This window comes from Nonomuraea sp. CA-141351 (assembly GCF_050944675.1).
Taxonomy (GTDB): Bacteria; Actinomycetota; Actinomycetes; order Streptosporangiales; family Streptosporangiaceae; genus Nonomuraea.
This window is the reverse complement of record NZ_CP191982.1, coordinates 1673701-1700470: the sequence shown is the minus strand read 5'-3', so window position 1 is coordinate 1700470 and position 26770 is coordinate 1673701. Positions and strand designations below refer to the sequence as shown.

Below are 26770 nucleotides of genomic sequence, written 5' to 3'. Positions count from 1 at the left end.
AACCGGCTCCCCACGGCCGATGGCCAGCGGGCTCCCGCAGCCCCTGGACTACGACATCATCAAGGCAGGTTGGACCTACCAGTACCACCGGGCCGACCCGCTGTACCCCTTCGGCCACGGGCTCTCCTACACAAAGTTCGCTTACAGTGACCTGCGGCTCTCCTCTGAGACGCTGGCCCAGGACGGTGCGGTCGACGTCTCGATGACGCTGACCAACACCGGGACTCGGCCGGGATCTGAGGTGGTGCAGCTCTACGTCCGGGCGTTGAACGCCCGCTATGAAGCCCCTCGCCTGCGGCTCACCGACTTCCGCAAGGTCGCGCTGCCGCCGGGCGGGAGCCGGGAACTCACCTTCCGGCTGCCAGCCGAGCACCTGGCCCACTGGGACGTGGCCAGCGGGGCCTTCACCGTTGACCCCGGCGGCTACGAGGTGCTGGTGGGCCGCTCCGCCGGTGGCATCACCCTGACGGCGCCGGTCACGGTGAGCGGTCCCGCCCCCGCGCCGCGCATCGTCGTCGACAGGCGCACCTCGGCCGTGGACTTCGACGACCACACGGGCATCACCTTGCTCGACGCAACCCGCACCACCGGCGACGCGGTCGCTCCCGCCAACCTGGACCAGCCCGCGACCCTGCTGTTCCGCTCCATCGATCTGTCCGGGGCAATCCGCATAGAGGCCGAGGTCACCGGTGCGGGTCCAGGGCAGCTGGAGTTCCTGGCAGGTGACCGGCTGCTGGCGGAGATCTCGGTGCCGTTCACCGGGAGCCGCTACGCATGGACGACCGTCCCCGGCGACCTGAAGACGTCATCGGACGGCGTCCATGACCTGCAGGTCAACCTGCGCGGCGACGTTCGGCTCGCGGCGTTCCGCTTCGGCTCGGCGCGCCTGCGACCACCGCCTGAACCGAGCGATCAGAACTTGCCGTTCCTGTAGACGGCCTGGCGGGCCCATGCATCCGCGCTCGCCGAGCTGAAGGTGGCGACGCTCATCGGCGAGCCGTGGTCGGTCCGGTTCACCATGTCCGCGGACGACCAGACCCGCCACTCCTTCATGGCGAAGTACGTCGAGCCGTCCTCGTCGCGTCCCGTGTAGAGATACACCCGGCCGTTCTGCACCAGCGGAGCGGGGTCCGCGGTGTAGATCGTCTGGACGATCAGGCCGGGGTGCGTCAGGTACGGGTCCAGCGCTGGTTGGCGCCCCCGTGGCAGGTGTAGAGCTGGAGCCGGGTGCCGTTGGCGGTGCCCTGGCCCACGGCGTCCAGGCACAGCCCGGACTGCACGCCGGTGATGGAGCCGTCGGAGTTCACGCGCCACTTCTGATTGTCTCCGCCCCAGCAGGAGTAGATCTGGATCACGGCACCGTTGCCGGTCCCGGCCGCGTCGAGGCACTTGTTGCCATAGACCCTGATCTCGCCGGCCGAAGTGGCGGCCCATTGCTGGTTGTCCCGCCCGTTGCAGTCCCACAACTGCACCGCGGTGCCATCTGCGGTGGCGGCGTTCGGAACGTCCAGGCAACGTCCGGAACCCACTCCCCTGATCGGCCCGGTGCCGTCACCGGGCACGGTCGACGTCGGCGTCGGAGTGGACGAGCCGCCGTCCAGCCCGAAGAAGCGGATGGCGTAGACGGCCATCCCGGCGTGCGGCAGATCGTGGCCGGCGCCGGTGATGGTGTACGCCTCGACCTGCCCGGAGCCGAAGACTCGCCGAGTCCATCCGGATTGCGGGCTGTCAGTGGAGGCCGGAGTCTGGGTCAGTCCGTGCACGTTGGTCCACTGGTCGACCTCTTCCTGCAGCATCGTGTACGGCAGCACGGAGTCGGCGGTGCCGTGCCAGGCCATCACGCGCGGCCGGGGCCCGGTGTAGCCGGGGTAGGCGTTCCTGACCAGGTCGCCCCACTGCTGCGGCGTCTTGTCCCCGCATCCGGCGGGCCCGAGGCAGCCGTAAGGAACTCCGGAGAAGGGCGCGCCGGCCTTGAACACGTCCGGATACGTGGCGAGGAGGTTGTTGGTCTCCATCGCGCCGGAGGAGAACCCGGTGGCGAACACCCGCTCCGGGTCGCCGTTGTAGCGCTGCAGCACGTAGGCGGTCATGGAGACGATCGACACCGGATCACTGCCGCCACCGTGGCGCAGGGCCTCGTTCGACCACACGTCGAAGCAGTTCGACATGCCGTTGGCGCTCTTGTTCGCCTGCGGGTAGATGACGATGAAGCCGTACCGGTCGGCGAGCGAGGCGAACTCGGTGCCCTGGTGGAAGCCCGGGGCCCAGCCGTTGCAGCCGTGCATCGCCACCAGCACGCCGGGGCGGGAGGCCACTCTGTCGGGGACGTAGAGGTACATCCGCAGGCCGCCGGGATTGGCTCCGAAGTTCGTCACTTCGGTCAGGGCCGCTGCCGACGCTCGCGGGGCAACGGTGAGGAACATGGACAGTGCGGCGGCCACGACAGCGATCAGAGCCGCCACTCCGGCTCCGATGGTGGCGTACGCCCTAGGACGCGGTTTCATTCGCTGCCCTTCTCTTCACGTGTTCGGCCTCTCTGCGGGGCTGCCGTCTTGGCGGAGACGCATCGGACGGCCCCTCCCTCCGAGCCGCCGACGCTCGCTAGCCGACTGCGCCGATACGGGACGGGGAGCGGCCACGGAGCGGCCGTCGGCCTGGTGAGGCGAGGATCGCAGGGTGTGGTGCCTGTGCGGATCTCGCTCGGCTGCGGTCGTCAGCGCGTGCTCGGCCCACGCCAGTTGTTAGCGCTAACAAGCAGCTTGCTCGTCGAACTCCTCCTCGGATGGCCGGTGGAGGTGGTGGCGCAACGGAGCAAATACGAGACAGAAAGGTGATGTCAAGAGTCCATCGGATCGCCGGCGGATCAAAGGAGACGGCGGCCGAGCGCGCTCACCTGGCGTTTCCCGGGCAAGGCCGGAGTCGATCGACGAGGGTGTCGCCATGAAACTTTCATCTGAGGTCCTCGCACGGCCCGCCAGGCCGAAACTTTCAGGCACACCACATCGACATGGCGCCACTCCAAGGGGCATAAGCGTCGACAGGCGTCGCCGAAACTTTTCACTAATTCCTTGACAAGTTTCGGCGAGATTCCCACACTGAGTCCCCGAGGCGATCTCCCTATCAGATCGGTGGTGCGCGACAGGGGCCGCCGTCACGACGCCCTTGTGGTGCGCGTTCCCCGTGAACGCGGCGTCGTGTCCTGCGGGTGTTCCCGCACGCTCCTATCCGATGATTTGCTTCTGGAGGCTCAGGCATGCGCGTCACCGCCACGTCCCTACCTGCCACCCGACGGCCGCTCGGCGGGCGCCGCCGGGCGCTGATCGCCGGCGCACTCGGCGCACTCGGCCTGATCACGGCGCTGACGGCGCCGCTACCAGCGGAAGCCGCGGCGAGCACGCTCGGCGCGGCGGCCGCGCAGAGCGGGCGGTACTTCGGCACCGCCATCGCCGCGGGCAAGCTCGGCGACTCGGCGTACACCACGATCGCCAATCGCGAGTTCAACATGGTGACGGCCGAGAACGAGATGAAGATCGACGCCACCGAGCCGAACCGGGGTCAGTTCACCTTCACCAACGCCGACCGCATCTACAACTGGGCCGTCCAGAACGGCAAGCGGGTCCGCGGCCACACCCTGGCCTGGCACTCCCAGCAGCCCGGCTGGATGCAGTCCCTGTCCGGCAGCACCCTGCGCCAGGCGATGATCGACCACATCAACGGCGTCATGGCCCACTACAAGGGCAAGCTCTACGCCTGGGACGTGGTCAACGAGGCCTTCGCCGACGGCAACTCCGGCGGCCGGCGCGACTCCAACCTCCAGCGGACCGGCAACGACTGGATCGAGGTCGCCTTCCGCACCGCACGCAACGCCGATCCTGCCGCCAAGCTCTGCTACAACGACTACAACATCGAGAACTGGACCTGGGCCAAGACCCAGGGCGTCTACAACATGGTCCGCGACTTCAAACAGCGGGGCGTGCCCATCGACTGCGTCGGCTTCCAGAGCCACTTCAACAGCGGCAGCCCGTACAACAGCAACTTCCGCACCACCCTGCAGAGCTTCGCCGCCCTCGGCGTCGACGTGCAAATCACCGAGCTGGACATCCAGGGCGCCTCGGCCAGCACCTACGCCGCGGTGACCAACGACTGCCTGGCCGTCCCCCGCTGCAACGGCATCACCACCTGGGGCGTGCGCGACAGCGACTCATGGCGCTCCGGCGACACCCCGCTGCTGTTCGACGGCAACGGCAACAAGAAGCCCGCCTACACCGCGGTCCTCAACGCGCTCAACGGCGGCACCACGACGCCACCGCCCGGCGGCGACGCCGGCCAGATCAAGGGCGTGACCTCCGGCCGCTGCCTGGACGTCCCCAACTCCAGCACCACAGACGGCACCGCCGTCCAACTGTGGGACTGCAACGGCCAGACCAACCAGCAGTGGACGCAGACCTCAGCAGGAGAGCTGAAGGTCTACGGCAACAAGTGCCTGGACGCCGCGGGCACGGGCAACGGCGCCAAGATCCAGATCTACTCCTGCTGGGGCGGCGACAACCAGAAATGGCGCATCAACTCCGACGGCAGCATCACCGGGGTCCAGTCCGGGCTGTGCCTCGACGCCGTCGGCGCCGGCACCGGCAACGGCACCGGCCTGCAGCTCTACAGCTGCTGGGGCGGCAGCAACCAGAAGTGGTCCTACAACGCGGGCACCGCGTCGTAGGACCAGCACAACTCCACCTGCTGATCGTCCCGGAACAGGATGGCTCACCCTCCTTCGGCCCGCGCGGGGAGGCCGAGGGGGGTGAGCCGCGCTGTTGCCCAGGGAGCGGGTGAGATGCCACGACAGCAGGCCGGGGCTTGCCGTTGGCTCGGTTGACGATGCGGTGCCAGCCGGCGCCGAGGTCCACGAGCTGCCACTGCGGGTTGGCACTGCCGTTGCCCTTACTGCGGCGCGTCAACCGCTCAGGGAAGAAACTTAATTAAGATCGATTACGGTGCCGGCCACGCCGGTAGTGCAGCCGTAGGCCGGCAGCATGTTGCCGATGAGCGCAGCACCAGGCCCAACCCGCACCTCGACTCCAGGTCAGCAACTTAACTCGTGATCTGTCGCAACTTACCCTGTTGCCAACGCGTAACTTCTGTGAAACTTTCACATTCACGAGCAGTGCGGCGCGATCTCCTTGGAGGCAAAACTGCAGGCGGGAAGGCGTTCCGATGTCAACGCCCAGCTCGGCGAGGGGCGCCCCTCATTGACTCCAGGCCTGACCGTCGGATGTACTCCGGGCCACACAGCTCTCTGCAGGATCGGATGTTAGCGCTAACAGGTTGCCCCTCTACGATTCAGTAACGGAGCCCTGGATGTCACCTCTCATTCCCCGCGACGGCACAGGAGCCATGACGGCCACGGTTCCGCTCACGAGCGAGGTGTTAGCGCTAATGCGTCGTCCGAGAGCGGCCTCTTCGAGGGTCTGACCCGGTGAACACGTGACCGGCGGACGCCGGTCACCGCCCCCACCTCCAAGGAGCTCCGCATGTCCTTGAGCCGTCGTCACCTCTTCCAAGCCACAGGCGCGACCGCCGCGCTCACGGTCGTCGGCCAGATAGCGGGCACAACCCCCGCTCTGGCCGCAGTCCCCTGGGCCAGATCCGACATCGGCGTCTCAGCCTATGAGGTCGACCTCGGCGTCTACCACCGGCCACCGCGACATCGCCGCCAACGCCTGGCCCATCACCGTCGGCGCGCGCACGTACGTGAACGGCTCCAACAGCAGGCCGAGCACTTCCGCGCACCCAACGCGATCGCCGCCCACCTGACCGGGGACACCGGCGAGGCGTGCAACACCTGCAACATGCTCAAGCTGACCCGCGCCAACGGCGGCCGGGTCCTCGGCCTCGCCGGCACCTCGCAGGGCGCGCAGGTCGTGCTCGCCGATGACAACGGCGCGAACAACAACCTCTGGAGGTTCCTGTGAGGCGCGTGCTCGCGGTTCTCTCGTCACTGCTTCTCGTGGGCGTGTTCCACACGCCCCAGGCGTCGGCCGCGACGGTCGACACCAGCGCGTGGTACGTCCTGGTCAACCGCAACAGCGGCAAGGCCCTGGACGTCTACAACCTGTCCACCGCCGACGGCGGCCGCATCACCCAGTGGACCCGCAACAACCAGAACCAGCAGCAATGGCAGTTCGTCGACTCCGGCGGCGGCTACTACCGCATCAAGTCCCGCCACTCCGGCAAGGTGCTCGACGTCTACAACCTCTCCACCGCCAACGGCGGCGCCATCGTGCAATGGGCCGACAACAACGGCACCAACCAGCAGTGGCGACTGGCCGACAGCTCCGACGGCTATGTGAGGTTCATCTCGCGCCACAGCAACAAGGCCCTGGAGGTCCAGGGCGCCTCCACCGCCGACGGCGCCAACATCGTCCAATACGACGACTGGGGCGGCAACAACCAGCAATGGCAACTCGTCCGGGTCGACGGCGGCAACCCTGATCCGGGCGGCACCTACACCAACCCGGTCGTCTGGCAGGACTTCGCCGACGGCGACATCATCCGGGTCGGCGACGCCTACTACTACTCGGCCTCGACGATGCACTACTCGCCAGGCGCGCCGATCCTGCGCTCCTACAACCTGGTCGACTGGGAGTACGCCGGCCATTCGGTCCCGAGGCTCGACTTCGACTCGGGCGCCTACGACCTCAACGGCAGCCGGGCGTACGTGAAGGGCATCTGGGCCTCGACCCTGAACTACCGGCCCAGCAACAGCACCTACTACTGGATCGGCTGCGTCGAGTTCAACCGGACCTACGTCTACACCGCCTCCGCCGTGGACGGCACGTGGACCAAGCGCTCGCAGATCAACAACTGCTACTACGACGCCGGCCTGCTGATCGACACCAACGACACCATGTACGTCGCCTACGGCAACGGCACCATCAGTGTGGCCCAGCTCTCGGCCGACGGGCTCAGCCAGGTGCGCTCCCAGCAGGTGTTCCAGACCCCGAGCAACGTCGGCACACTGGAGGGCTCCCGCTTCTACAAGCGGAACGGCTACTACTACATCTGGCTGACGCGCCCCGCCAACGGCCAGTACGTGCTCCGCTCCACCTCGCCGTGGGGCCCGTACGAGATGCGCCAGGTCCTGCTCGACATGCCCGGCCCCATCTCCGGCGGCGGCGTCCCCCACCAGGGCGGGCTCGTCCAGACCCCCAACGGCGATTGGTACTACATGTCGTTCGTCGACGCCTACCCCGGCGGCCGCGTCCCGGCTCTCGCACCGATCACCTGGACCGGCGACTGGCCGACCGTGCAGACCGTCAACGGCGGGTGGGGAGTCACCTACCCGAAGCCGAACATCCAGACCACCCGCACCGTGGCGTCCATGATCGGCCCCGACACCTTCACCTCTGGCAGCCTCGGGCACCGCTGGGAGTGGAACCACAACCCCGACACCAGCCGCTTCTCCACCGGCAACGGCCTGCGCCTGCAGACCGCCACCGTCACAGGCGACCTCTACAACGCCCGCAACACGCTGACCCACCGCATCCAGGGCCCGTCGTCGACGGCGACGATCGAGCTCGACTACTCGCAGATGGCCAACGGCGACCGCTCAGGCCTGGCCATGCTGCGTGACCAGTCGGCCTGGATCGGCGTCAAGCGCGACAACGGCGTCGACAGGGTCGTGATGACCAACGGCCTGACCATGAACAGTTCGTGGCAGACCACCGGGACCGGCGCCGAGGCGGCGAGCGCGAACATCTCGGGCGGCCGGATCTGGTTGCGGGTCAACGCCGACATCCGACCCGGTTCCGGCAGGCAGGCCCGCTTCTCCTACAGCACCGACGGCAGCACCTTCGTGAGCCTCGGCCCGGCCTTCACGTTGAACAACGCCTGGCAGTTCTTCATGGGCTACCGCTTCGGGATCTTCAACTACGCCACGCAGTCCCTCGGCGGCGCGGTGACCGTGCGCCGCTTCGACCTCACCACCCCCTGAGACAACACGTCGACACAGAAAGGCACCAACCAGCAATGGCAACTCGTCTATGTCGGATAAATCGGAGCAAATCATGAAATTCAGATCCCTATCCGTTCTCGCGACAGTGGCCACCTTACTGGCGAGCCTGTTCGTCGCCCTTCAGACTCAGTCCGCCAACGCGGCCACCGTCGACACCAGCGCGTGGTACGTCCTGGTCAACCGCAACAGCGGCAAGGCCCTGGACGTCTACAACCTGTCCACCGCCGACGGCGGCCGCATCACCCAGTGGACCCGCAACAACCAGAACCAGCAGCAATGGCAGTTCGTCGACTCCGGCGGCGGCTACTACCGCATCAAGTCCCGCCACTCCGGCAAGGTGCTCGACGTCTACAACCTCTCCACCGCCAACGGCGGCGCCATCGTGCAATGGGCCGACAACAACGGCACCAACCAGCAATGGCGACTGGCCGACAGCTCCGACGGCTATGTGAGGTTCATCTCGCGCCACAGCAACAAGGCCCTGGAGGTCCAGGGCGCCTCCACCGCCGACGGCGCCAACATCGTCCAATACGACGACTGGGGCGGCAACAACCAGCAATGGCAACTCGTCCGCGTCGACGGTGGCAACCCCGGTACGTGCGATCTTCCGTCGACGTACCGCTGGACATCGACGGGCCCGCTGGCGACACCGAAGTCGGGGTGGGTCTCGCTCAAGGACTTCACCGTCGCCCCCTACAACGGCAAGCATCTCGTCTACGCGACGACGCACGACACGGGGACGAGCTGGGGTTCGATGAACTTCGGCCTCTTCACCAACTGGTCGGACATGGCCTCGGCCAGCCAGAACACGATGTCGTCTTCCACCGTCGCGCCCACGCTCTTCTATTTCGCCCCGAAGAACATCTGGGTGCTCGCCTACCAGTGGGGTGGGACCGCCTTCTCCTACAGGACCTCCAGCGACCCCACCAATCCGAATGGCTGGTCATCGCAGCAGGTGCTCTTCTCCGGAAGCATCTCCGGCTCCGGAACAGGCCCCATTGACCAGACACTCATCGGTGACAGCACGAACATGTACCTGTTCTTCGCCGGGGACAACGGCAAGATCTACCGGGCCAGCATGCCCATCGGGAACTTCCCGGGCAGTTTCGGCACCACATCGACCGTGGTCATGAGCGACACGACCAACAACCTGTTCGAAGCCGTTCAGGTCTACAAGCTCCAGGGCCAGAACAAATACCTCATGCTCGTCGAGGCGATCGGCTCACAGGGCCGCTACTTCCGCTCCTTCACCGCCACCAGTCTGAACGGTTCGTGGACACCCCAGGCCGCCACCGAGAGCAACCCCTTCGCCGGTAAGGCCAACAGCGGCGCCACCTGGACCAACGACATCAGCCACGGCGAGCTGGTCCGCGCCGGCGCCGATCAGACCATGACCGTTGATCCCTGCAACCTGCAGCTGCTCTACCAGGGACGCAGCCCCAGCTCCGGCGGCGACTACGGCCTCCTGCCCTACCGGCCCGGGGTGCTGACGCTGCAGCGCTGATGGCGTGAGACGGGTCCGGCTCGGAGCCGGCGTGGCAGGGCCGCCTGCTCGCGCCCTTCCGCGAGACGGCCCTCCGGCTCGGACACCGTTTCGGGGCGGCCCGGCGATCCGGGCCGCCCCTCCGCCAACGGCAGGAGCGGGCGGCGTACTGCTGTCGTTCTCCATGCTCTCCGGCTACGGCCTACGCCGTCGGCATGGAGCTTGACGCCATCGCCGCCGTCGTCATCCTCCTGCGGCGCCTCATGTCCAAACGCGGGACATGACCCGAGGCGTAGAAGCTTTGATCTTGGCAAGACGGCACTGCCCGCCTCCCCGCACTCCGTGACTAAACTGCCGCCATGCCCCCGGAGTCGTCTCCTCTCACCATCGCTCAACTCGCCGAGCTGGCGGGAGTTTCCACCGCGACGGTCTCCAAGGTCGTGAACGGCCGTTCCCAGGTGTCGTCCGAAACCCGCGCCGCCGTGGAGGAGCTCATCCGCCGGCACGGCTACCGCCGCCAGCGCCGCCGCTCCATGCCGACGGCCCTGGTGGAGCTCGTCTTCCACGCTCTGGAGGGCGACTATCCCGTCGAGATCACCAAAGGTGTGGCGGAGGTCGCCCGTGAGCATGACCTCATGGTGGGGATATCGGACCTGCGCCGTGACCACACCGCCAGAGACGCCTGGCTGGAGGGAGTGCTGCGGCGCCGTCCGAGCGGTGTGATCGCGGTGTTCTCCGGCCTGACCGAGACCCAGCACGAACAACTCGCCCGCCGAGAGATCCCGCTGGTCCTGCTGGATCCGGCCGACGCTCCCGCGCGGAACATCCCATCGGTCGGCGCCGGCAACTGGAACGGCGGGCTCATGGCCACCCGCCACCTCCTGGAGCTCGGGCATCGCCGCATCGCCATCATCACGGGGCCCGACTCCGCGCTGTCCAGCCGGGCCCGTCTCGACGGCTACCGCACCGCCCTCGACATGGCCGGCGTGCCCGTCGGCCCGGAGCTGATCGGCGGCGGGGACTTCTTCATCGAGGGCGGCCTGGCCGAAGCGCACCGCCTGCTGCGCCTGTCCGACCGGCCAACCGCGATCTTCGCCACGAACGACGGCCAGGCCATCGGCGTCTACCACGCGGCCCATCAGCTCGGCCTGCGCATCCCGGATGATCTCAGCGTGATCGGCTTCGACGACATGCCGTCGGCGCGGTGGGCCATTCCACCGCTGACCACCATCCGCCAGCCCCTCACCGAGATGGCCGCCGCGGCAACCTCGATGCTGCTGACACTGGCCCACCACGGCGAGCAACTGCCGCAGAGCCGCGTCGAGCTGGCCACCGAACTCGTCGTACGCGAGAGCACCGGGCCTCCCACACTCCCGCCCGCCTGAGCCGAAGCGCGGCATCCAAGGGTCACGGGCCGAGTTCACCAATACACTCAGGCCAACTTCATCATATGAATAACGTATACACGCAAGCGTATACTCAAGTTGTGACCATCTTCCTGGACGCTCAGTGAGCGCCGCGTTCTCTCAACCCGCGGGCGCCTCCCACGACTTGCTGGAGCCGATGCGCCACCGACGCCCTCGTCGCCTGGGCGATACCATCGTCGCCTATCTGGTCGACCGCATCGTGTCGGGGGCCTATCCGGTGGACACCGTGCTCCCGACAGAGCCCGAGCTGTGCGAGGAGTTCGGTGTCTCCCGCACAGTGGTGCGCGAGTCGGTCAAGCTCCTCGAAGCGAAGGGCCTGGTCAAGGCGGTCCCGGGCCGAGGCACCCGGGTGCTGGAGCCAGTCGGCTGGAACCTCCTGGATCCGGTGGTCCTGGAGGCGCAGATCCGGCACGACAGCGACCTGCGCATCCTCGACGACCTCGTCAACGTCCGGGCGGCGCTCGAATGCGACATGGCGGCACAGTGCGCACGCGTGATTACGCCCGATCAGGCCGAGGCACTGACCGAGCAGGCAAATGTCCTCGCGAAGAGCCTGGATGACCCGCTGCGCTACGCCAGAGAGGATGTCGCATTCCACGAGATGATCATGATCGCCTCCGGCAATCGTCTCGGTCACGCGATCATCCACGGCATCCACGCCAAGGCACGGCTGTCCAGCCAGTACAACGGCGACCCGCGCAGGGAAGAACTCGCCCAGTCGCTCGCCGAGCATCGGCAGATCGAGTCGATGATCCTCCAGGGCGACGCCCAGGGGGCCGCGGCCGCGATGCGCATCCACATACTGGGCTCCTGGGCCAGACGCCGCCCCGGCGTCCACGGGGAGCTCTCCGGTGGAGCCGGCTCCCAGGACACCAGCCAGTGAAAGAGCGCGAGGAGTACGACCTGGTGCCACGCCCGCGGCGCCTGACCGAGGCCTCCGGGCCGGCGACAGGGTCCTCCACTTGACAGGAAACCATCCGCAGCCGCCGAGTGATTGACTGAGCGCTTCAAGAGGCATTGCGGCACTGCACTAGAGTGCAATCATGAGCGCCAAAGCGGACGCGTTCGCCTTTTCCTCCCGCAGGCCTGCCGAGCGACTGGGCGTCGCGGTGGTCAGCGAACTGGTCGAGCTCATTGTCACGGGCGAAATTCCCGAAGGGCAGGCACTGCCGCCCGAAGGTCCGCTCTGCGAGCACTTCGGCGTCAGCCGGACGGTTCTCCGCGAGTCGATCAAGCGGCTCGAGGAGAAGGGCCTGGTGGTGGTGGCACAGGGCCGTGGAACCCAGGTGGCCCGCTCCGGATCTTGGAACATGCTCGACCCGATCGTGCTGTCCGCGCTCATCGACAACGACGAGTCCCTGGGCATCCTGGACGAGCTGACCATCGTCCGGGGCAGCCTCGAGTCCGCCATGGCGGGCGCGGTCGCGATGCGGCGCACCGCCGAGGAGCTGACCCGCATCGAGCATGCTCTGGAGTCGATGCGCGAAATGCAGCATGAGAGCGACTCCTTCCGGCAGGCGGATGTGGTCTTCCATCTCACGATCATGGAGCTCTCCCGCAACCGCCTGGCCGAGAACATCACCAAGCGCTTGTACCGGCGGGCGCTCGAGAGCAGCAGATACCAGGGAATGGGGTACGAGGACGCCTTCCAGTCGACTTTGAAGGAGCATGCTTTGGTGGTCGAGGCGATCTCCCGCCAGGACGCCGAGACCGCGGCACGGGCCATGCGCGATCACATCGTCGGTTCCTGGAAGCGGCGCCGGCTCCGGGCGCCGGACGCGGAGGCCGAACTCTAGGCTGCTCCCCCGGTAGGCCGGCCGCGCGGCCCACGCCAGCAGCACCCGCCTCCCGGAAGCGCAGGCGGACGACTCGAGCCACGGAGGTCTTCGTCCACCTCACGGGGCGAGCGCTTCCCGACGGCGACCGCGGCGACGCCAGCCTGACGGGCCGGCGCCCAAGTGGTCGACGACGAAACGCACGCCAGAATGCGCGACCACGACGGTCGCGGCCACCATCGCACGTCCAGGTCGAAGCCGAGGTCGCGCGCGCCCAGCTGCTCGAGCGCCGTTCCCACGTCGGGCCGTCCGAGCCAGGCGGGGTCGGGGTCGACATGGGCCAGGTGACCGATTCCGGCCGGCCTCCGGCGCGCCATGGTGTCGAGCTCGTCGAGTTGCTCCGCGACATCGGCGGTGAGGTCGGCCCAGCCGACCACCCCGGCGATGCGCGGGCTCGGGTGCGCCAGAATCCGCCGCGTCTCGGCGGCGCTGTTGGTCGACTGCACGATGACGGAGGCGTCCATGCCTGTCGAATCGAGCATCCGCTCGAGGTCGGCGGGTGCGAAGCCGCGATCGATGGCCGCCATCGTCACGGGGTCGATCCACGGCCGGGGGTCGGTGGCCCGGTTTCAGAGGTGGACGTGTGCGTCGACCAAGCGGCTCACGACAGGTGCCAGATCTCGTCCATCGGCTGCCACAGCGCTCCGGGGTCCCGCTCCTCGACGATGCGCACCTGGCACGGGTCGGTGTGCGTCCACCACTCGCGTGTCACGGGGTCCTCGGCGATGCGGGCCATGTCGGCAGCGTGGTCCTCACCGACGTACTCGTAATAGGCGAACAGGGTGTCGCCGACGATGAAGATCGAGTAGTTCGTGACGTTCGCATCGCGCAGGGTCTGCTCGACCTGCGGCCAGACGTCGCGATGCAGGGCGAGGTACTCCTCCCGGCGCTCCGGCCGGACGCCGACGACGAGGGCATGACGCTCGATGCGGTGCTGCGCGCTCACGACCCCACCTGCTCCACCGCGGGCCCGCCAATGCGGTCGTCCTGACGCAGGTCGGGCACGAGTCGCAGGCCTGCCCGGTCGGGACGGACGTGCGGCCCGGTGGTCGCGGCCGGCGGATCGGCGGCTCGCACGATCTTGATGTGATCCTCGTCCACCCGGATGCCGAGGCCCGGCTGATCGCCGAGAACGATACCGCCGTCCTCGTACTCCTGGTCGACGTGGAGTCCGATAGGAGACGAGAGGTCCTGGACCTCGAAGGCCAGGTGGTTCGGCACCGCCGTGGCGGCATGCGCCAGAGGGTTGGCGTGGTACGCCACCGGGCTCACGGGCAGGTCACGGCCGTGAGCCACCGCGGCCACCCGCAGGAAGTGCGTGATGCCCCAGACGTTGCCCACCTGGACGATGTCGATCGCGTCGGCGTCCAGGAGCGGCCGGTACTGCTCGAGTCCCGTGAGGTTCTCGCCGGTCGCGACGGCGGCGCGGATGCCCCGCCGGACCGAGGCAAGCCCGGCCGCGTCCCATCGCCGCACCGGCTCCTCGACCCAGGCCAGATCGACCCCGCGCTCCAGCGCCGTGACGAACCGCACGGCCTGCGAGCGGTTCCACGACTCGTTGGCGTCGAACATGAGGGCCGGGTGCGCCGAGTTGCGGGCGAGGACGTCCCGCAAAGCCTCCAGCCGGCGCAGGTCGTGCTCGGGATTCCGGCCGCCCTTCAGCTTGCCGGCGCTGAAGCCCCGGTCGGCGAAGCGTTCGTAGAGGCGCACGAGGGCCTCGTCGTCGAGGGCGATGTCCAACCCGGAGGCGTAGCCGGGGACGTACCGGTCCCTGCCTCCCAGGGTGCGCCAGAGCGGCTCATCGGCCGCCTTCGCCTTGAGGTCCCACAGCGCCATGTCTATCGCGCCGATCGCGCCGAACGTCGCGCCCGAGTGGCCGGTCTTGAAGACCCGGGCCAGCATCCGGTCGTAGAGGACTGTGACGGCCCGCGGGTCCTCACCCTCGACGGCGCCGAAGACGCGCTCGATGTCGCCGTGCGCACCGACCCCGACCCCCTCGAGACCGCTGTCGGTCTCGAGGATCAGCACGTGCACGTCGGTACGGGGCTCGGACATGACCCCATTGGCGTCGCCGATCAGCCGCCCCCAGTCGTGCAGCGTCGTCAGGCTACGGTATCCGGTGACCTTCAAGATTGCTCCTTCTTGGCAATGTTCCGACTCACTCCTTGGTGCCTCCCGCCGTCATGCCCGCGACCAGGAAGCGCTGCGCGAAGAGGAAGACGATCAGCACGGGCAGCACCGAGATGACGGTCGCGAGCGCGAGCGTAGGCAACTGCACGGACTGCGTCCCGGCGGAGCTCGGATTGAATGCCGGAGTCGAGGCGAGCAGGGAGGTCAGGCCCACTTGGACCGGGTACCCCTCGCTCGAGGGCAGCATCACGAAAGGCAGGAAGAAGTTGTTCCAGCTCTGGACGAAGCTGAAGAACGCCACCAGCGCGACGATCGGCGCCGCCAGCGGCAGCGCGACCCTGGTGAACACCTGGAGCTCGCCGCATCCGTCGAGACGCGCCGCCGCGAGCAGATCACGCGGGACGCTGGTGGAGAAGTAGATGTACGTGAGGTACACGCCGAACGGGAAGAACGACATCGGGAGGATCACTGAGAGCGGACTGCCGATCAGCCCCACCACGTTCAGTTCGAGGAAGATCGGCAGCACCAGCGCGGTGTTCGGGATCAGCATGACGATCAGCGTCAGCACGAGGAGCGGCCGCCGGAACCGGAACTCCGTCAGGGCCATCGCGTAACCCGCCGGGATGCTCGCGATGAGCGTGATGACGAGCGCACCCACCGCGTACAGCGCCGAGTTGCCCACCCACGCGGTCACCGCGCCGTCCTGGAAGCCGAACAACTGGTCCCAGTTGGCGGCCAGGTCGCCGAGGCCGCCGGGCAGGAACGGGTTCTCGATGATGAGCCCGCGTGCCGACTTAGTCGTCGCCAGCAGCAGCCAGAGGATCGGGATGATGAAGAACAGCACGAAGATCGCGACCACGACCGCGACGATCGTCCGGCCGCTCCAGCCGCTGACGCCGCTCCGGCGACCGGCGTCCACTGTCGTCATGAGCTCAGCCCCTTTCGAACAGGCCGCCACGCGCCACGAAGACGGCCGACAGCGCTAGGGCGATGACGAGCAGCAGCAGGGAGATGGCCGCCGCTCCGTTGAAGTCGTTCTGCTGGAACGCGTACTGGTACGCGAGCTGGTTCAGCGAGTAGTCATTGGGCACGACCGCGTTGCTCGCCTGCGAGAGCAGCTGCGGCTCGACGAACAGTTGCGTGCCGGCGGCGAGCGACATGATCCCCATGTACGAGATCCACTTGCGCAGCAGTGGCAGCTGGATGTGCCAGGCGATCTGCACAGTGCCGGCACCGTCGATGCGCGCGGCCTCGATCACGTCGGGGCTGATGTTGTTGAGCGCGCCGTACATGATGACGATCCAGCCGCCCGCGCCGGTCCAGAACGCGATGATGGCGAAGATCGGCGGCAGGTTGGCCGGCACGATGACCTGCACGAAGCTGGAGAAGCCCATCAGACGCAACAGGCCGCCGACCGGGCTGGCGGTGGGGTCGAGCACGAAAAGCCACAGCAGCACGCTGGACGCGCCCGCCAGGGCGCCCGGTAGATAGAAGACGAGCCGGAGCGTCCGGCTGAGCACGCGCACGCGTACCGCGTGGACGACTACGGCCAGGAACGAGACCAGCACCACCAGGGCCACCAGCCAGATCACCAGGTAGAGCGCAACGTGCCCGACGGCCGGCAGGAAGCGGAAGTCGCTCATGACCTTGGTGAAGTTGGCGATACCCGCGAAGCCGCCGTCGCCGTCGGTGAACGCGAGGTAGAGGGCGTAGAGAGCGGGAAGGATGCCGAACGCGACCGTCAGCACCGCGTAGAGAGCGATGAAGGCGTAGCTCATCGCGCTCCGCTCACCACCGTCGTTCCGGCCGGTCGCCCGCCCGCGCGGGATCACCGCAGTCCGGGCCGCCTCATTCGTGACTGTCATGTCACTTGACCGTGTAGCCGTTGACCTGGGCCTGGTTCTTGATCGCGGTCTCCCATTCGGGAAGCAGATCGACCAGGTTCTTGCCGCCGGCGATCGCAGGGGTGATCGTCTTGGCCCAGATCGCCTCCTGGCTGAAGACCCCGGAGCCCCACCCGCTCCAGATCTGCGACCCGGCCTTGATCAACGCCTGCAGGTCCGTGGCATAGTACCCGCTCGACTCCTGCTTCTTGATCCACTTGTCCGCGGCGGACGCGTAGGCCGGGTAACCGGGAGCCAGGTTCACCTGGTAGTCGTCGGCCGTCGTGACGAATTCGACGAACTTCTCGGCCGCCTTGAGGTTCTTCGAGTGGCTGCTGACGAACCAGGTGCCGCCGCCGACATTGCCCGTCACAGCGCTGTCGCCCTGCCAGGCCGGCGGCGCCGCGACGCCGAGCTGACCCTTGGGGACGTTGAGCGACTGCGGGTTGTTGAAGATGGCGCCCGCGTACCATGCCGGGCCCGGCATCAGGAGCACCTTGTCGGCGTACTTCTTCACGAACTCCGGGGTGAAGACGCTCACGTTGGGAGTGGTGCCGTTCTTGATCAGGACGTCGAGCATCGACGCGGCACGCTTGCACTCCGTGCTGTCGGTATTGACCGTCACCGACTTGGGACCGGTGATGTCGTTCGCCTGGCACTTGCTGCCCCAGAAGAAGACCTCCGGGGTCCAGGCGTCTCCGACGGCGCCGACGATATAGCCGGGGTGCTCCTTGGCCACCTTCTCGCCGAGCGCCCGGTACTCCTCCCAGGTGGTGGGGACGGAGTAGCCGAACTTGTCGAGCAGGCTCTTGTTGTACCAGAGCACCGCCTGCGCCAGGTCGTTGCGGAGGCAGTAGACCTTGCCCTCGACCGTGCACGGGGCCAGCGAGCCCTGCGTGAAGTTGTCAAGCGTGGTCTTCGGGACGAGCCCGCCGTTCAGCACGGCCGCGAACGCCTGCTTGCCGTTGCTCTTCTGGCTCGCCCACGCCGCGTCGTTGTTCTGCGTCGAGAACACCACATCGGGCCAGCCGCTGCCTGCCCGGTCGAAGAGCTGGATCTTTGTCCGAAACGAGTTCGAGCCGTTCGCGGACCCGTCGTACGTGACCACGTTGAGCTTCACGCCGGGGTTGGCCTTCTTGAAGGCGTCGGCCGCACTCGACCGGTCGGAGTCCACCCACACCGTGATCGCGGCCTTGTCATCCTGCGTGACCTGCGGAAAGCCGTAGGAACCGACCGAGGAACCGCCGTTGCTGCCGCAGCCGGCCAGCGTGAGGGCGATGGCGAGTGCACCCACGCCGATCACGTGCCTCCGCCGCCTGCTACATCCGAGATACGTGTTACGTACCATGTCGCGTCCTTTGTCCTGAAGCCCACATTGACGACTCGCGCAGTGTGATGAAAATAGAGCATACGTATGACGTATGCAAGCGGTCTGAAGCACCGCCTTGCAGGAGAGTGAGGACATCTATGAAGGGTGCTGCATACATGGGCGAGGGTCGCTTGACGACCGTGTCCGTGGACGTCGCGCCGCCCGGTCCCGGCGAGCTCCAGGTCGCCGTCGCCTACTGCGGGCTGTGCGGAACGGATCTCCACATCGTGCACGGCGACATGGATGCCAGGGTGCGGACGCCCCTCGTGTTCGGCCATGAGACGTCGGGCACGGTGGCGGCGATCGGCACGGGCGTGGAGGGCTGGAAGGTCGGCGACCCCCTGACCGTCATGCCGCTGGTCTGGGACGGCACCTGCCCCGCCTGCCTCGCGGGTCACCAGCACATCTGCCAGAACCTCGTCTTCGTCGGCATCGACTCCCCCGGAGGGCTGCAGCAACGGTGGAACGTACCGGCCTCGATCGCCGTGCCGCTCCCCACCGACCTCGACCTGCGTACGGCGGCGCTCGTCGAGCCCGTCGCCGTCGCGGTACACGACGTTCGGCGCTCCGGCCTCCAGGTCGGTGACCACGCCGTCGTGCTCGGCGGCGGCCCCATCGGGGTGCTCATCGCCGTCGTCGCGCGGGACGCAGGCGCCCACGTCATGGTCGCCGAGGTCGACGCCTCTCGGCGGAGCCGTGTAGCCGAGCTCGGCATCGAGGTGATCGACCCCGCCTCCACCGACATGGTCGCCGAGGTCGAGCGCTGGACGAACGGCGTCGGGGCCGATGTGGTGTTCGAAGTGTCGGGAGCCGCCGCCGCGGCCCGCTCCACCACTGCGCTGGCGAAGGTACGTGGGACGATCGTCGTGGTGGCCATCCACTCCGCCGCTCGCGAGCTGGACCTGCAGCGGGTGTTCTGGCGCGAGCTCCGCCTGCTGGGCGCCCGCGTATACCAGCGATCCGACTTCGAGCGTGCCGTAGACCTGCTCAGTCGGCGCCGTATCCCCGCGGAGGCCCTCATCTCCGGTGTCGTCCCGCTCGAGGAGACCGCCTCCGCGATCGACGACCTCTCGGCCGGCCGGGCCATGAAGATCCTCGTGGACGTCGCCGGGCAGGCACAGGCATGAATGACCTGTTCGACCTCCATGGCCGTCTCGCTGTCGTCACCGGCGCCCGCCGGGGCATCGGCCGAGCCATGGCGGAGGCCCTCGCCGCCGCCGGAGCGGACATCATCGGTGTAAGCGCTCACCTTCGGGCGGACGACGAGGTCGCCGACACCGTCCGGAGACTCGGCCGGTCCTTCGAAGGCCGCGCCGTGGACTTCGCCGATCGCGACGCCGTCCTGCAGCTGGGTGCCGAACTCGCTGAGCGGGCTCCCGACATCCTCGTCAACAACGCGGGGACGATAGAACGGGCTCCCGCCGCGGAGCATCCGCTCACGTGGTGGGATCGGGTGGTCGAGGTCGACCTGTCGAGCCAGTTCGCCCTCACCCAGCTGGTCGCACGTCCGATGCTGGAGCGCGGCCGAGGCAAGATCGTGTTCACGGCGAGCATGCTGAGCTTCCAGGGCGGGATCAACGTGCCCGGCTACACCGCCGCCAAGTCGGGGATCGCCGGCCTCACCCGGGCGCTCGCCAACGAGTGGGCCGGTCGGGGGGTGAACGTCAACGCCATCGCACCGGGCTACATCGCAACCGACAACACGGCGGCGCTTCGCGACGACCCCGAACGGTCGCGGTCCATCCTGGAGCGGATCCCGGCCGGACGCTGGGGTCGCAGCGACGACATCGCGGGCGCGGCGGTCTTCCTCAGCTCGGCGGCGTCCGACTACGTCTCCGGCGCGATCATCCCCGTGGACGGCGGGTGGCTGGCGCGATGACCGCGGCGAGCAGAACGCCGAGTTCGTCAACGTCGAGGCTCACCCGAGAGGCGTGCCGGCCGGAGAGCTCGACCCGGACGGCCGTACCGGTGCCGTCCGCTCCCGGCACGGAAGCGCCGGCGCCGGCCACGCCTTCGTGGGCGGGCGCCTCCACGCACTGACAGCGGCGCGCTCGCGTGCGGAGCGGCCGCAGTCTCCGCCTTGCCGGCGTCGCATGAAAGGGCGGGGGGAGCCGGACGGCTCCCCCCGCCCCGTCGTCGGCCGACGGCTATTGCGAGACCCCGGGGAAGGTCCGCAGGCCCGGCTCGATGCCGGCGTGCGCGATCACTTCCTTGGCGTCGTCCGGCCAGGCGGTGCCCGACACCTGGACGTTGTCGATCAGCTGGTTGTTGTGCTCAGCTGTGTTCGGTGTCTGCGTATTGCCGGAGTTGTACCAGTTGTGCTCAAGCACATTGTCGCTGGTGTTGTTGATCGTCCCGTAGGAGTTCGTGAACACCCACACTCCGCAGTCCTGGACCACGTTGTTCTTCATCGTCACGTAACGAGATCCCTCGTCCAGGTAGAGACCCACGGTGTGCTGTGTGTCGTAGATGTAGTTACCGCTGAACACGGCGCCGGGGTTGGCCGAGAGGTTGTACAGGCTCCCGCCGTCGTGGAAGACCTTCTTCACCCCGTGGATCAGATTGCCGGTCACCACGGTGTTCTTGAGGGTCGTGGGCGAGGTGTATACCGGCTGGAACTCGTAGAGGCCCCGGTTCCGGTAATCCTGGCTGCCGCCCGCGTCGTTCGCGCCCCAGCCCCAGCCGGTGTCGATCCCGTCGTAGGCGAGGTTCGAGACCTCGTTGTGCTCGATCACGGCGTGGTCCACGTACGTGGTCAGGATGCCCGACATCTCCTTGTAGTCCTTGGCGACGTCGGTCACGAGGTTGTTGTCGATCGTGATGTCGCGCACGGTCATCGCCGGGTCGCTCGGGTGGTGGGCGTCCGGCAGCACGCCGCCCGCGACGACCCCCGCGCCACCAAGGTCGGTGAACAGGTTGTGGTGCACCGTCGCCTCGGTGACCCCGAGCCCGATCCCGGCTCCGTTCGCGTTGGCATCCAGCCCGATGCCGAGGCCCACCTGCCCGAGGTGGGCGAAGGTGTTGTCCGAGAACGTCACGCGGGTGGCCGCGGCCACCTGGACGGCCGCCGGGAGCTGATGCCAGCCGTTGCGCGCGCCCTCGAACAGTCGGCAGCCCGACTGACAGCTGTTCAGGTAGTCGGCCGGCTGCGGGTAGGCCTTCGGGAGGAAGGCGCCGTTCTGCTGGTCGGCGTAGCCGATGGACGAGCCGGGTGACAGCCAGGTCGAGTGCGAGAACCGGATGCCCGAGAAGGTGAGGTCGTGCACCGGGTTCGCGTAACTTCCCGCGATCTGTACGAGCGATTCGAGGTGGGGCAGCACGAACGACGCGCTGTTCGGATCCTCACCGGCGGCGGCACGGTAGTACAGCTTGCCGGCGGAGGGGTCCAGATACCACTGCCCCTCCTGCAGGAACGCGTAGGAGTTCTCGAGCAGCAACTGGCCACCCGCGAACGGGCGCGCCAGTGTGTCGTACCCCCAGTTGTTGTTCTGCCATGCGGGCTGCTGCATGGTGATCGCCGTCCCGCTGATGCTCTGCACGGGGGCATACCGATCGGTAAAGGAACCCTGGCTCTCGACCTCGATGCGGGTCTGGTCCGGCAACGTCGCGAGGTAGTTCAACGCGGGGTTCTTGATCTGCATGCCGGAGGCGGTGATCGTCACATCGCTGCGAGCGATCTTGATTGCCGCGCGGGGCGCGGCCGTGTCGTTCTTGTAGAGCTGACGGCTGTCCTGCCCCTTGGGCACCGAGGCGACGAAGATGTTCTTGCCGTCGTCGTACGACGTCCAGCCAGTCACCTGGCGGCCGCCCGAGACGACCGGCCGCGCCCCTCTCGCAGCCGTCCAGATCACCGGCTTGGCGCTGGTACCCGAGTCGTCCGCGGTGAAGCGCAGCGGCGTGTCGAGCTGGTAGGTCCCATCCTTCAGCTCGACCGTGACGGCGCTCCCCGCATGCGCCGACTCACGGGCCATCGCCTGCGCCGCCGCGAGCGTACGCAGTGGCTTGCCCGGCGTGCCCTGATTGTGATCGTCGCCGCTCGGCGAAACCACGATCGTCGTCCGGCCGGGATGCGGCGGCACGGCGAGTGCCGGCGTGGCGCTGGCCGCGATGATGCTTACCGCGACGAGGGATGTGCCCAATGCGACCGATGCCAGATGGCGTTGTCTCACGGTGTCCCTAACTCCTTTGTGCATGCGATGTAACTCATAAGACGTATGATGAATAACCTTTCGAAGAGGGTCCGTCAAGGGGCGCCGCCATATACGCTGCCTTGGGAGCATCGGGTGGCCGGGAGGGGAACAGTGTCGCTTCCCGGCAACGAAGATTCATCGATCGGCGTGTCCACTCGCTGGACGTCGGCACTGCCGCAGACCGTCCTCGGGCGCCGCGTCGCCGACTCAATGCCGAGCGCAGGCGTCGCCGTTTACACCATGCGGTGAACTGCCGGCGAGCGCCTCGAACTCTACTTCGCGAAGATCGGCTCGCTGCCGCGCCCCACCCTCGCCGGAGGCGGCCACCTCGTTCACCGCCGAACTGGCCGCCGACGCCGACCTGCTGATCTGCCGTGCCGAGGACGCGCGCGATCTCTTCGGCTCGCAGCTCCGGCACTGCGCACTGTCGGCGTCGATCGGATAGGCGCGGGGACGCCAGGACGCAGCAGACCGATACCCCCACAGTGTGGAGGCATGATGCGCTCCTTGCCGTTGTCGGTCATTGCACCCTTAGACAGGACAGCTCGGCAAGCTGTGACGGAGCGAAGGAGGTCGCGGGGCGGCGGCACTCGTCTTCGGGTAGCGGTCGCGTCTCGTACGTCGACTCGGGTAAGTGCGATCACATTGTGTGACGCCTGATCGCCGCCTCGAGGTTGTCGAGCTCGTCGCCGCGATGGGCGCGGTGCTGCTGCGTCCAGGTTTCGTCGTGGAGGGGATCGACCGTCATGACCACGTTCGTACGGTCACCGGCGGCCTCGATGTCGATGGTCGTCAGGTGCTCATACGGCTCGTGGCCGGGCACGAAGTCGGTCGACCGCAGGGGGATGGCGGCTTCTGACCCGCACCAGGACGAGCGCAACGCCTTCGGCGTGTGGGCTGCGGTGCTCTTCATCGACCGATTCATCGATATTGAGATAGAGGCCACGGCCTCACGATGGCCTCGCGCTGGGGATGGAGTGTCGAGTTGACGTGGGCGCGGATTCAGGTCCCGGTGGGCGGCCAGGCCGAGGTGCGCAGCCACGCCATCCCCCGATCGACTCCGCGCAGCCTGACGGCGGGCACCAATGTGGGCACCATACGCCTGCTGTACTCACCGCGGTGCGCCGGAGCCTGGCCGTTGTTCGCCCCCACTCCAGGGCTCAATCCCGATCCCTCTGACACCACTGTGGGAGTACTCACCGTGGAGGGTGCGCGCCCGGCCGACAACACCGCGAACCTCTGGAAGATGGGGCATGTCGACGAGTCCTACGGAAACCTGCTCCTCACCGGCCTCGGCTGCGTCCGTGCCCGTGCCCGCCTGGACATGGTGGGCCAGAACGTCTCAGCCGTCGGTGAGACCGGCTGTCTGCCGCACGTATGAGGGTTGGGGTACTTTCAAATCTGGTGCGAGCGACCGCTCGACCGACGCCCAGATTTGCCGCACCTTTCTGCGACACTCCCGGGATGCTGAACGTGGAACTGTTGCGGCCGTTACTGCGGGCCGGCTGGGGTCCCGACACCTGCGATCCAGTAAGCCGTGAACAGTGGCGGCCTGACAGCGATGTTGGTTTCCGAGGTCGTGTGCAGAGGCGTCCGGAGTCGTCTGCACATGCTCCCGTGGATGGTGAGCGCCGATGCGGGGTCAGTGGTGGGCGGCGACGGCGGCGAAGTAGAGGCCCAGGCTGGTGGCCACCGCGGCACCGCCGGGGAGGATCGCACCGGCGGTGCCGGCGCCGGTGGCGCGGGCGACCAGGTACGTGGCGATCGCGATGTTGAGGGCGATCGGCAGGGCGAGCAGCAAGGACAAGATCTCTACCGGGCTCATCTGGGTGGCTCCAAGGTCACGGGTTGAGCGGCCCTTTGACGTCAAGGGGCCGGGTGATGCAGGACGAAACCGAGACTGGCTGTCCAGGCAGTCCCGCAGGAGTCACATCGCAGATCGGTGGTTCTGTATGTGAGTTGCGCCATCGTGACGGCGGTCCCGTACACGCGTGCCGCCTCGAACAGGGTGTCGAGGACGTCTTCGGGGACACGCGCCGGAGCTGGGCGACGCGCCGTCCCCGAACGAGTCCGGCGGAACGTCGCCGAGCAGGCATTAACCCTTCAGTGCGATGGATCTGACCGGTCAACCCCTCTTACTGGCAGTACCGCCAACGGCTGTCCCACTGTTTCCTCAATCCCGTGGTCGCCCGCTCGCTCCCGCACCCGTGCCGCCTTCATCGCAGGATCGCGGCGGCGAGGATCTTGTGGATCCAGCGTTCCCACTCATCGGGCGTCCACCCGCGTGCGCCGGTGAGCAAGAGATAGACCTCGAAGCTGACCAGGGTGAAGATGACGTCGGCCGCCTCTTCGGTCGACAGGTCCGAGTGCAGGGCCTGCTTGTCGGCGAGTTGCCGCGCGAGGGTGTGATGGGCGAGGAAGCGCTGGTTCTGATTGGTCTCCCACTGCGCGGCCATCTCGGCATCGGCGCCGGCGGCGTCGCGGACGATCTTCATGATCGGCGCCACCCGGCCGAAGATGAGGCGGCTGTTGGCCAGCCAGATCGCCAGCGCGCGGCGGCCGTCTGGTTCGTCGCGTACCTGCTCTACCCAGGGCCGGTCCAGCACTGGTATCGGCTCGTCGTCGCCGACCGACAGCACGTCGACGATCTCTTTGAGAACCGTGGCCTTGTTGCCGAAGTGGAAGTACACCGTCTGCACCGCGACCCCGGCCGCGGCGGCGATCTGATCCAGGGTGGTCGAGGCGTACCCCTGCCGCAGGAACAGCTCCCGTGCGGCGTCGGTGATCCGTCTCCGGGTGGCACGCGCCTGAGCGGCTCGGCGGGTGCCTTGTCCGGTCGTGCTCTTGACAGGATCGCTCATTCGCTGGAGCCTACTATAGAGAAAGTTCGCTAGAGCCTACTTTAGCGAAATCTTCAGGAGGTGCCCATGAGCGCGACACTCGACGGCTTCCACCACGTCAAACTCCCGGTAACGGACCTCCGGCGCAGCCGAGACTGGTACGAGCGCGTTTTAGGCCTGCGCGTCTTCATCGAGTTCGTCGAAGACGGCAAGCTCATGGGCGTCGCCCTCCGGGATGCGAACAACGTCGTCGATGTGGCCCTGCGCCAAGATCCAGTACGTGCTGCCGCGATGGCTGGATTCGACCCGATGGCCTTGTGCGTACCCACCCTGCGTGACCTGAAGGCCTGGCAGCAGCGACTGGACGACCTGGCCGAGCCGCACGGCGGCATCGTCACCGGTCACGTCGGCCAGGTGCTGGTCGGCCTGCACGATCCCGACGGCATCGAGATCCGCTTCTACCACCCAGCCCAGGACGAACCCAAGGACGCCCGATGAGCTTCGACCCCACCGGCTACCTGCTCACCCCTGCCGACGGCCCGCACCTGTGGTTCCTGGACACCCGTATGACCGTGAAGGCCGGCGCCGACCAGACCGGCGGCGCCTTCACCCTCATCGAGTGGTCCGCACCGACCGGCTTCGGACCACCCCAGCACATCCACGACCGCGAGGACGAGGCGTTCTACATCCTCGAAGGAAAAATCATCATCGACTGCGGCGACCACCACTGGACCGCCGGCCCCGGCGACTTCGCCTTCCTGCCCCGCCGCATCCCGCACTCCTTCATCGTCACCGACGGACCAGTACGCGGCCTGCAGATCACCACACCATCGGGATTCGAGCAATTCATCGCCGAACTCGGCCGCCCCGCCGAACACCCTGGCCTACCCGCCCCCACCCCGCCCGACATCCCCCGCCTGATTGAGGCCGGCCAGCGCTACGGCCACCAGATCCTCGGCCCGCCATCCATGTGACCTAGCAAAACAACGCACCGGCAAACCGGCCTGGTGAGGCCCCGCCGTCGTCGAGATCTTGAACAACCCGAAATACACCGGCTACATGGTGATCTGTTCGCACGCCGCCTGTTCGGCCCTACCGCCGCCAACTCCTGACAGTCGAACTACCGAAGACCGACCAGCGAGCGCTGGCGGACTGGAACTGAGTTCCGGCAGGCGTTGAGTCGGACTCTCGCCGATATCGGCACAAGGATCGACCGACTCACCCGGCAGTTCGAGAAGTCGGACTTGAATCCCGTCCTGGCTCAAAAACTCAACAGTCGCTTCCTGGATCTTGAGGCCGAGCGCGACCAACTCACCGAGCTCGGAGCCAACCCTCCGGAGTAGGAGCACGCCGAGGACCTGCTCGACCGACTCCCGATCCTGACCGGCAAGCTCGCGAACGCCCCCGAGGAGCTCCAACGCGAGCTGTTCGAGGTCTTCAACCTGGAGACCCGCACAGCGAGCGAAAGGATGGTAACGGTGCTGTCACCATCGAGGAGCCCCGCGAGTCACGGAGCAACATCGAGAGCGGATATGACAGCCGCGACGACTGCCGACCACACGCCGCAGGGCGCGGCTAAGACGTCGATGCCTTCGCGCAAGTAGC

The 26770-nt window shown here is 67.4% G+C and carries 25 protein-coding genes; 13 read left to right on the top strand and 12 right to left on the bottom strand.

The window, feature by feature from the left end:
* The first annotated feature begins 19 nt into the window (after nucleotides 1-19).
* Nucleotides 20-934, top strand: coding sequence for a fibronectin type III-like domain-contianing protein (locus tag ACQPWU_RS08545; RefSeq protein WP_433438221.1), 915 nt, complete (start codon nucleotides 20-22; stop codon nucleotides 932-934).
* Here the strand turns inward: ACQPWU_RS08545 and ACQPWU_RS08540 are convergent.
* The gene (locus ACQPWU_RS08540; protein WP_433438220.1) at nucleotides 913-1101 is read right to left on the bottom strand and encodes a hypothetical protein; all 189 of its coding nucleotides are present in this window, start codon (nucleotides 1099-1101) and stop codon (nucleotides 913-915) included. The two genes, ACQPWU_RS08545 and ACQPWU_RS08540, sit on opposite strands and share 22 nt — an antisense overlap.
* 68 nt (nucleotides 1102-1169) lie before the next feature.
* A complete protein-coding gene (locus tag ACQPWU_RS08535; RefSeq protein WP_433438218.1) occupies nucleotides 1170-2504 on the bottom strand; it encodes an extracellular catalytic domain type 1 short-chain-length polyhydroxyalkanoate depolymerase in 1335 nt (444 codons plus the stop codon).
* 749 nt (nucleotides 2505-3253) lie between these two features.
* On the opposite strand from ACQPWU_RS08535, the gene ACQPWU_RS08530 reads away from it, so the two are divergent.
* The 7 genes from ACQPWU_RS08530 to ACQPWU_RS08500 all read left to right on the top strand — a co-directional run bounded on the left by ACQPWU_RS08530 (nucleotide 3254) and on the right by ACQPWU_RS08500 (nucleotide 12714).
* Nucleotides 3254-4714 (top strand): endo-1,4-beta-xylanase, encoded by a 1461-nt coding sequence (locus tag ACQPWU_RS08530; protein WP_433438216.1) that lies wholly within the window; start codon nucleotides 3254-3256, stop codon nucleotides 4712-4714.
* A gap of 811 nt (nucleotides 4715-5525) precedes the next feature.
* Nucleotides 5526-5966, top strand: a complete 441-nt coding sequence (locus ACQPWU_RS08525; RefSeq protein WP_433438215.1) for a hypothetical protein — start codon at nucleotides 5526-5528, stop codon at nucleotides 5964-5966.
* Nucleotides 5963-7987 (top strand): family 43 glycosylhydrolase, encoded by a 2025-nt coding sequence (locus tag ACQPWU_RS08520; protein WP_433438214.1) that lies wholly within the window; start codon nucleotides 5963-5965, stop codon nucleotides 7985-7987. Before ACQPWU_RS08525 ends, ACQPWU_RS08520 begins: the two co-directional genes overlap by 4 nt.
* Before the next feature lie 73 nt (nucleotides 7988-8060).
* Nucleotides 8061-9512, top strand: a complete 1452-nt coding sequence (locus ACQPWU_RS08515; protein ID WP_433438212.1) for a non-reducing end alpha-L-arabinofuranosidase family hydrolase — start codon at nucleotides 8061-8063, stop codon at nucleotides 9510-9512.
* A gap of 338 nt (nucleotides 9513-9850) precedes the next feature.
* Nucleotides 9851-10876 carry a LacI family DNA-binding transcriptional regulator gene (locus ACQPWU_RS08510; RefSeq protein ID WP_433438211.1) on the top strand — a complete coding sequence of 342 codons (1026 nt, stop codon included), beginning with the start codon at nucleotides 9851-9853 and terminating at the stop codon, nucleotides 10874-10876.
* A gap of 178 nt (nucleotides 10877-11054) precedes the next feature.
* A complete protein-coding gene (locus tag ACQPWU_RS08505) occupies nucleotides 11055-11801 on the top strand; it encodes a FadR/GntR family transcriptional regulator (RefSeq protein ID WP_433438209.1) in 747 nt (248 codons plus the stop codon).
* A gap of 160 nt (nucleotides 11802-11961) precedes the next feature.
* Nucleotides 11962-12714 (top strand): FadR/GntR family transcriptional regulator, encoded by a 753-nt coding sequence (locus ACQPWU_RS08500; protein WP_433438207.1) that lies wholly within the window; start codon nucleotides 11962-11964, stop codon nucleotides 12712-12714.
* On the opposite strand, the gene ACQPWU_RS08495 is transcribed toward ACQPWU_RS08500, so the two are convergent.
* The 6 genes from ACQPWU_RS08495 to ACQPWU_RS08470 all read right to left on the bottom strand — a co-directional run bounded on the left by ACQPWU_RS08495 (nucleotide 12711) and on the right by ACQPWU_RS08470 (nucleotide 18069).
* Nucleotides 12711-13286 carry a hypothetical protein gene (locus tag ACQPWU_RS08495; RefSeq protein ID WP_433438205.1) on the bottom strand — a complete coding sequence of 192 codons (576 nt, stop codon included), beginning with the start codon at nucleotides 13284-13286 and terminating at the stop codon, nucleotides 12711-12713. The genes ACQPWU_RS08500 and ACQPWU_RS08495 overlap by 4 nt on opposite strands.
* A gap of 68 nt (nucleotides 13287-13354) precedes the next feature.
* The gene (locus tag ACQPWU_RS08490) at nucleotides 13355-13699 is read right to left on the bottom strand and encodes an L-rhamnose mutarotase (protein WP_433438203.1); all 345 of its coding nucleotides are present in this window, start codon (nucleotides 13697-13699) and stop codon (nucleotides 13355-13357) included.
* Nucleotides 13696-14883, bottom strand: coding sequence for a mandelate racemase/muconate lactonizing enzyme family protein (locus ACQPWU_RS08485; protein WP_433438202.1), 1188 nt, complete (start codon nucleotides 14881-14883; stop codon nucleotides 13696-13698). Before ACQPWU_RS08485 ends, ACQPWU_RS08490 begins: the two co-directional genes overlap by 4 nt.
* A gap of 28 nt (nucleotides 14884-14911) precedes the next feature.
* Entirely contained in the window at nucleotides 14912-15811 is a 900-nt protein-coding gene (locus ACQPWU_RS08480) for a carbohydrate ABC transporter permease (protein WP_433438201.1), read from the bottom strand.
* Between the two features lie 4 nt (nucleotides 15812-15815).
* Complete coding sequence (locus tag ACQPWU_RS08475) at nucleotides 15816-16748, bottom strand: carbohydrate ABC transporter permease (RefSeq protein ID WP_433438199.1); 933 nt, start codon at nucleotides 16746-16748, stop codon at nucleotides 15816-15818.
* Between the two features lies 1 nt (nucleotide 16749).
* Complete coding sequence (locus tag ACQPWU_RS08470) at nucleotides 16750-18069, bottom strand: ABC transporter substrate-binding protein (RefSeq protein ID WP_433438197.1); 1320 nt, start codon at nucleotides 18067-18069, stop codon at nucleotides 16750-16752.
* 182 nt (nucleotides 18070-18251) lie between these two features.
* On the opposite strand from ACQPWU_RS08470, the gene ACQPWU_RS08465 reads away from it, so the two are divergent.
* A complete protein-coding gene (locus tag ACQPWU_RS08465) occupies nucleotides 18252-19262 on the top strand; it encodes a zinc-dependent alcohol dehydrogenase (RefSeq protein ID WP_433438196.1) in 1011 nt (336 codons plus the stop codon).
* A complete protein-coding gene (locus tag ACQPWU_RS08460; RefSeq protein WP_433438194.1) occupies nucleotides 19259-20014 on the top strand; it encodes an SDR family oxidoreductase in 756 nt (251 codons plus the stop codon). Before ACQPWU_RS08465 ends, ACQPWU_RS08460 begins: the two co-directional genes overlap by 4 nt.
* Before the next feature lie 268 nt (nucleotides 20015-20282).
* Here the strand turns inward: ACQPWU_RS08460 and ACQPWU_RS08455 are convergent, their stop codons facing one another.
* Nucleotides 20283-22304 carry a right-handed parallel beta-helix repeat-containing protein gene (locus ACQPWU_RS08455; RefSeq protein ID WP_433438192.1) on the bottom strand — a complete coding sequence of 674 codons (2022 nt, stop codon included), beginning with the start codon at nucleotides 22302-22304 and terminating at the stop codon, nucleotides 20283-20285.
* Nucleotides 22305-22965: 661 nt separating this feature from the next.
* Nucleotides 22966-23238 carry a hypothetical protein gene (locus ACQPWU_RS08450; RefSeq protein WP_433438190.1) on the bottom strand — a complete coding sequence of 91 codons (273 nt, stop codon included), beginning with the start codon at nucleotides 23236-23238 and terminating at the stop codon, nucleotides 22966-22968.
* 72 nt (nucleotides 23239-23310) lie between these two features.
* Here ACQPWU_RS08450 and ACQPWU_RS08445 point away from each other — a divergent pair, with 72 nt between their 5' ends.
* Entirely contained in the window at nucleotides 23311-23706 is a 396-nt protein-coding gene (locus ACQPWU_RS08445) for a hypothetical protein (RefSeq protein WP_433438188.1), read from the top strand.
* Nucleotides 23707-23967: 261 nt separating this feature from the next.
* Here ACQPWU_RS08445 and ACQPWU_RS08440 read toward each other — a convergent pair whose 3' ends face one another.
* Nucleotides 23968-24150 carry a hypothetical protein gene (locus ACQPWU_RS08440; RefSeq protein WP_433438186.1) on the bottom strand — a complete coding sequence of 61 codons (183 nt, stop codon included), beginning with the start codon at nucleotides 24148-24150 and terminating at the stop codon, nucleotides 23968-23970.
* 391 nt (nucleotides 24151-24541) lie between these two features.
* Entirely contained in the window at nucleotides 24542-25186 is a 645-nt protein-coding gene (locus tag ACQPWU_RS08435; RefSeq protein ID WP_433438184.1) for a helix-turn-helix domain-containing protein, read from the bottom strand.
* Between the two features lie 66 nt (nucleotides 25187-25252).
* Here ACQPWU_RS08435 and ACQPWU_RS08430 point away from each other — a divergent pair, with 66 nt between their 5' ends.
* Together ACQPWU_RS08430 and ACQPWU_RS08425 are read left to right on the top strand one after the other, a co-directional pair.
* Entirely contained in the window at nucleotides 25253-25663 is a 411-nt protein-coding gene (locus tag ACQPWU_RS08430; protein WP_433438183.1) for a VOC family protein, read from the top strand.
* Nucleotides 25660-26139 (top strand): quercetin 2,3-dioxygenase, encoded by a 480-nt coding sequence (locus tag ACQPWU_RS08425; protein WP_433438181.1) that lies wholly within the window; start codon nucleotides 25660-25662, stop codon nucleotides 26137-26139. The genes ACQPWU_RS08430 and ACQPWU_RS08425 overlap by 4 nt, the downstream gene beginning before the upstream one ends.
* Nucleotides 26140-26770 lie beyond the last annotated feature (631 nt).

Coding starts and splice junctions, on each gene's coding strand:
- ACQPWU_RS08505 (WP_433438209.1), top strand. CDS start 11,055: ATGCGCCACCGACGCCCTCGTCGCCTGGGCGATACCATCGTCGCCTAT.
- ACQPWU_RS08450 (WP_433438190.1), bottom strand. CDS start 23,238: ATGAAGAGCACCGCAGCCCACACGCCGAAGGCGTTGCGCTCGTCCTGG.
- ACQPWU_RS08475 (WP_433438199.1), bottom strand. CDS start 16,748: ATGACAGTCACGAATGAGGCGGCCCGGACTGCGGTGATCCCGCGCGGG.
- ACQPWU_RS08545 (WP_433438221.1), top strand. CDS start 20: ATGGCCAGCGGGCTCCCGCAGCCCCTGGACTACGACATCATCAAGGCA.
- ACQPWU_RS08535 (WP_433438218.1), bottom strand. CDS start 2,504: ATGAAACCGCGTCCTAGGGCGTACGCCACCATCGGAGCCGGAGTGGCG.
- ACQPWU_RS08480 (WP_433438201.1), bottom strand. CDS start 15,811: ATGACGACAGTGGACGCCGGTCGCCGGAGCGGCGTCAGCGGCTGGAGC.
- ACQPWU_RS08530 (WP_433438216.1), top strand. CDS start 3,254: ATGCGCGTCACCGCCACGTCCCTACCTGCCACCCGACGGCCGCTCGGC.
- ACQPWU_RS08430 (WP_433438183.1), top strand. CDS start 25,253: ATGAGCGCGACACTCGACGGCTTCCACCACGTCAAACTCCCGGTAACG.
- ACQPWU_RS08460 (WP_433438194.1), top strand. CDS start 19,259: ATGAATGACCTGTTCGACCTCCATGGCCGTCTCGCTGTCGTCACCGGC.
- ACQPWU_RS08435 (WP_433438184.1), bottom strand. CDS start 25,186: ATGAGCGATCCTGTCAAGAGCACGACCGGACAAGGCACCCGCCGAGCC.
- ACQPWU_RS08440 (WP_433438186.1), bottom strand. CDS start 24,150: ATGAGCCCGGTAGAGATCTTGTCCTTGCTGCTCGCCCTGCCGATCGCC.
- ACQPWU_RS08525 (WP_433438215.1), top strand. CDS start 5,526: ATGTCCTTGAGCCGTCGTCACCTCTTCCAAGCCACAGGCGCGACCGCC.
- ACQPWU_RS08500 (WP_433438207.1), top strand. CDS start 11,962: ATGAGCGCCAAAGCGGACGCGTTCGCCTTTTCCTCCCGCAGGCCTGCC.
- ACQPWU_RS08510 (WP_433438211.1), top strand. CDS start 9,851: ATGCCCCCGGAGTCGTCTCCTCTCACCATCGCTCAACTCGCCGAGCTG.
- ACQPWU_RS08465 (WP_433438196.1), top strand. CDS start 18,252: ATGGGCGAGGGTCGCTTGACGACCGTGTCCGTGGACGTCGCGCCGCCC.
- ACQPWU_RS08425 (WP_433438181.1), top strand. CDS start 25,660: ATGAGCTTCGACCCCACCGGCTACCTGCTCACCCCTGCCGACGGCCCG.
- ACQPWU_RS08515 (WP_433438212.1), top strand. CDS start 8,061: ATGAAATTCAGATCCCTATCCGTTCTCGCGACAGTGGCCACCTTACTG.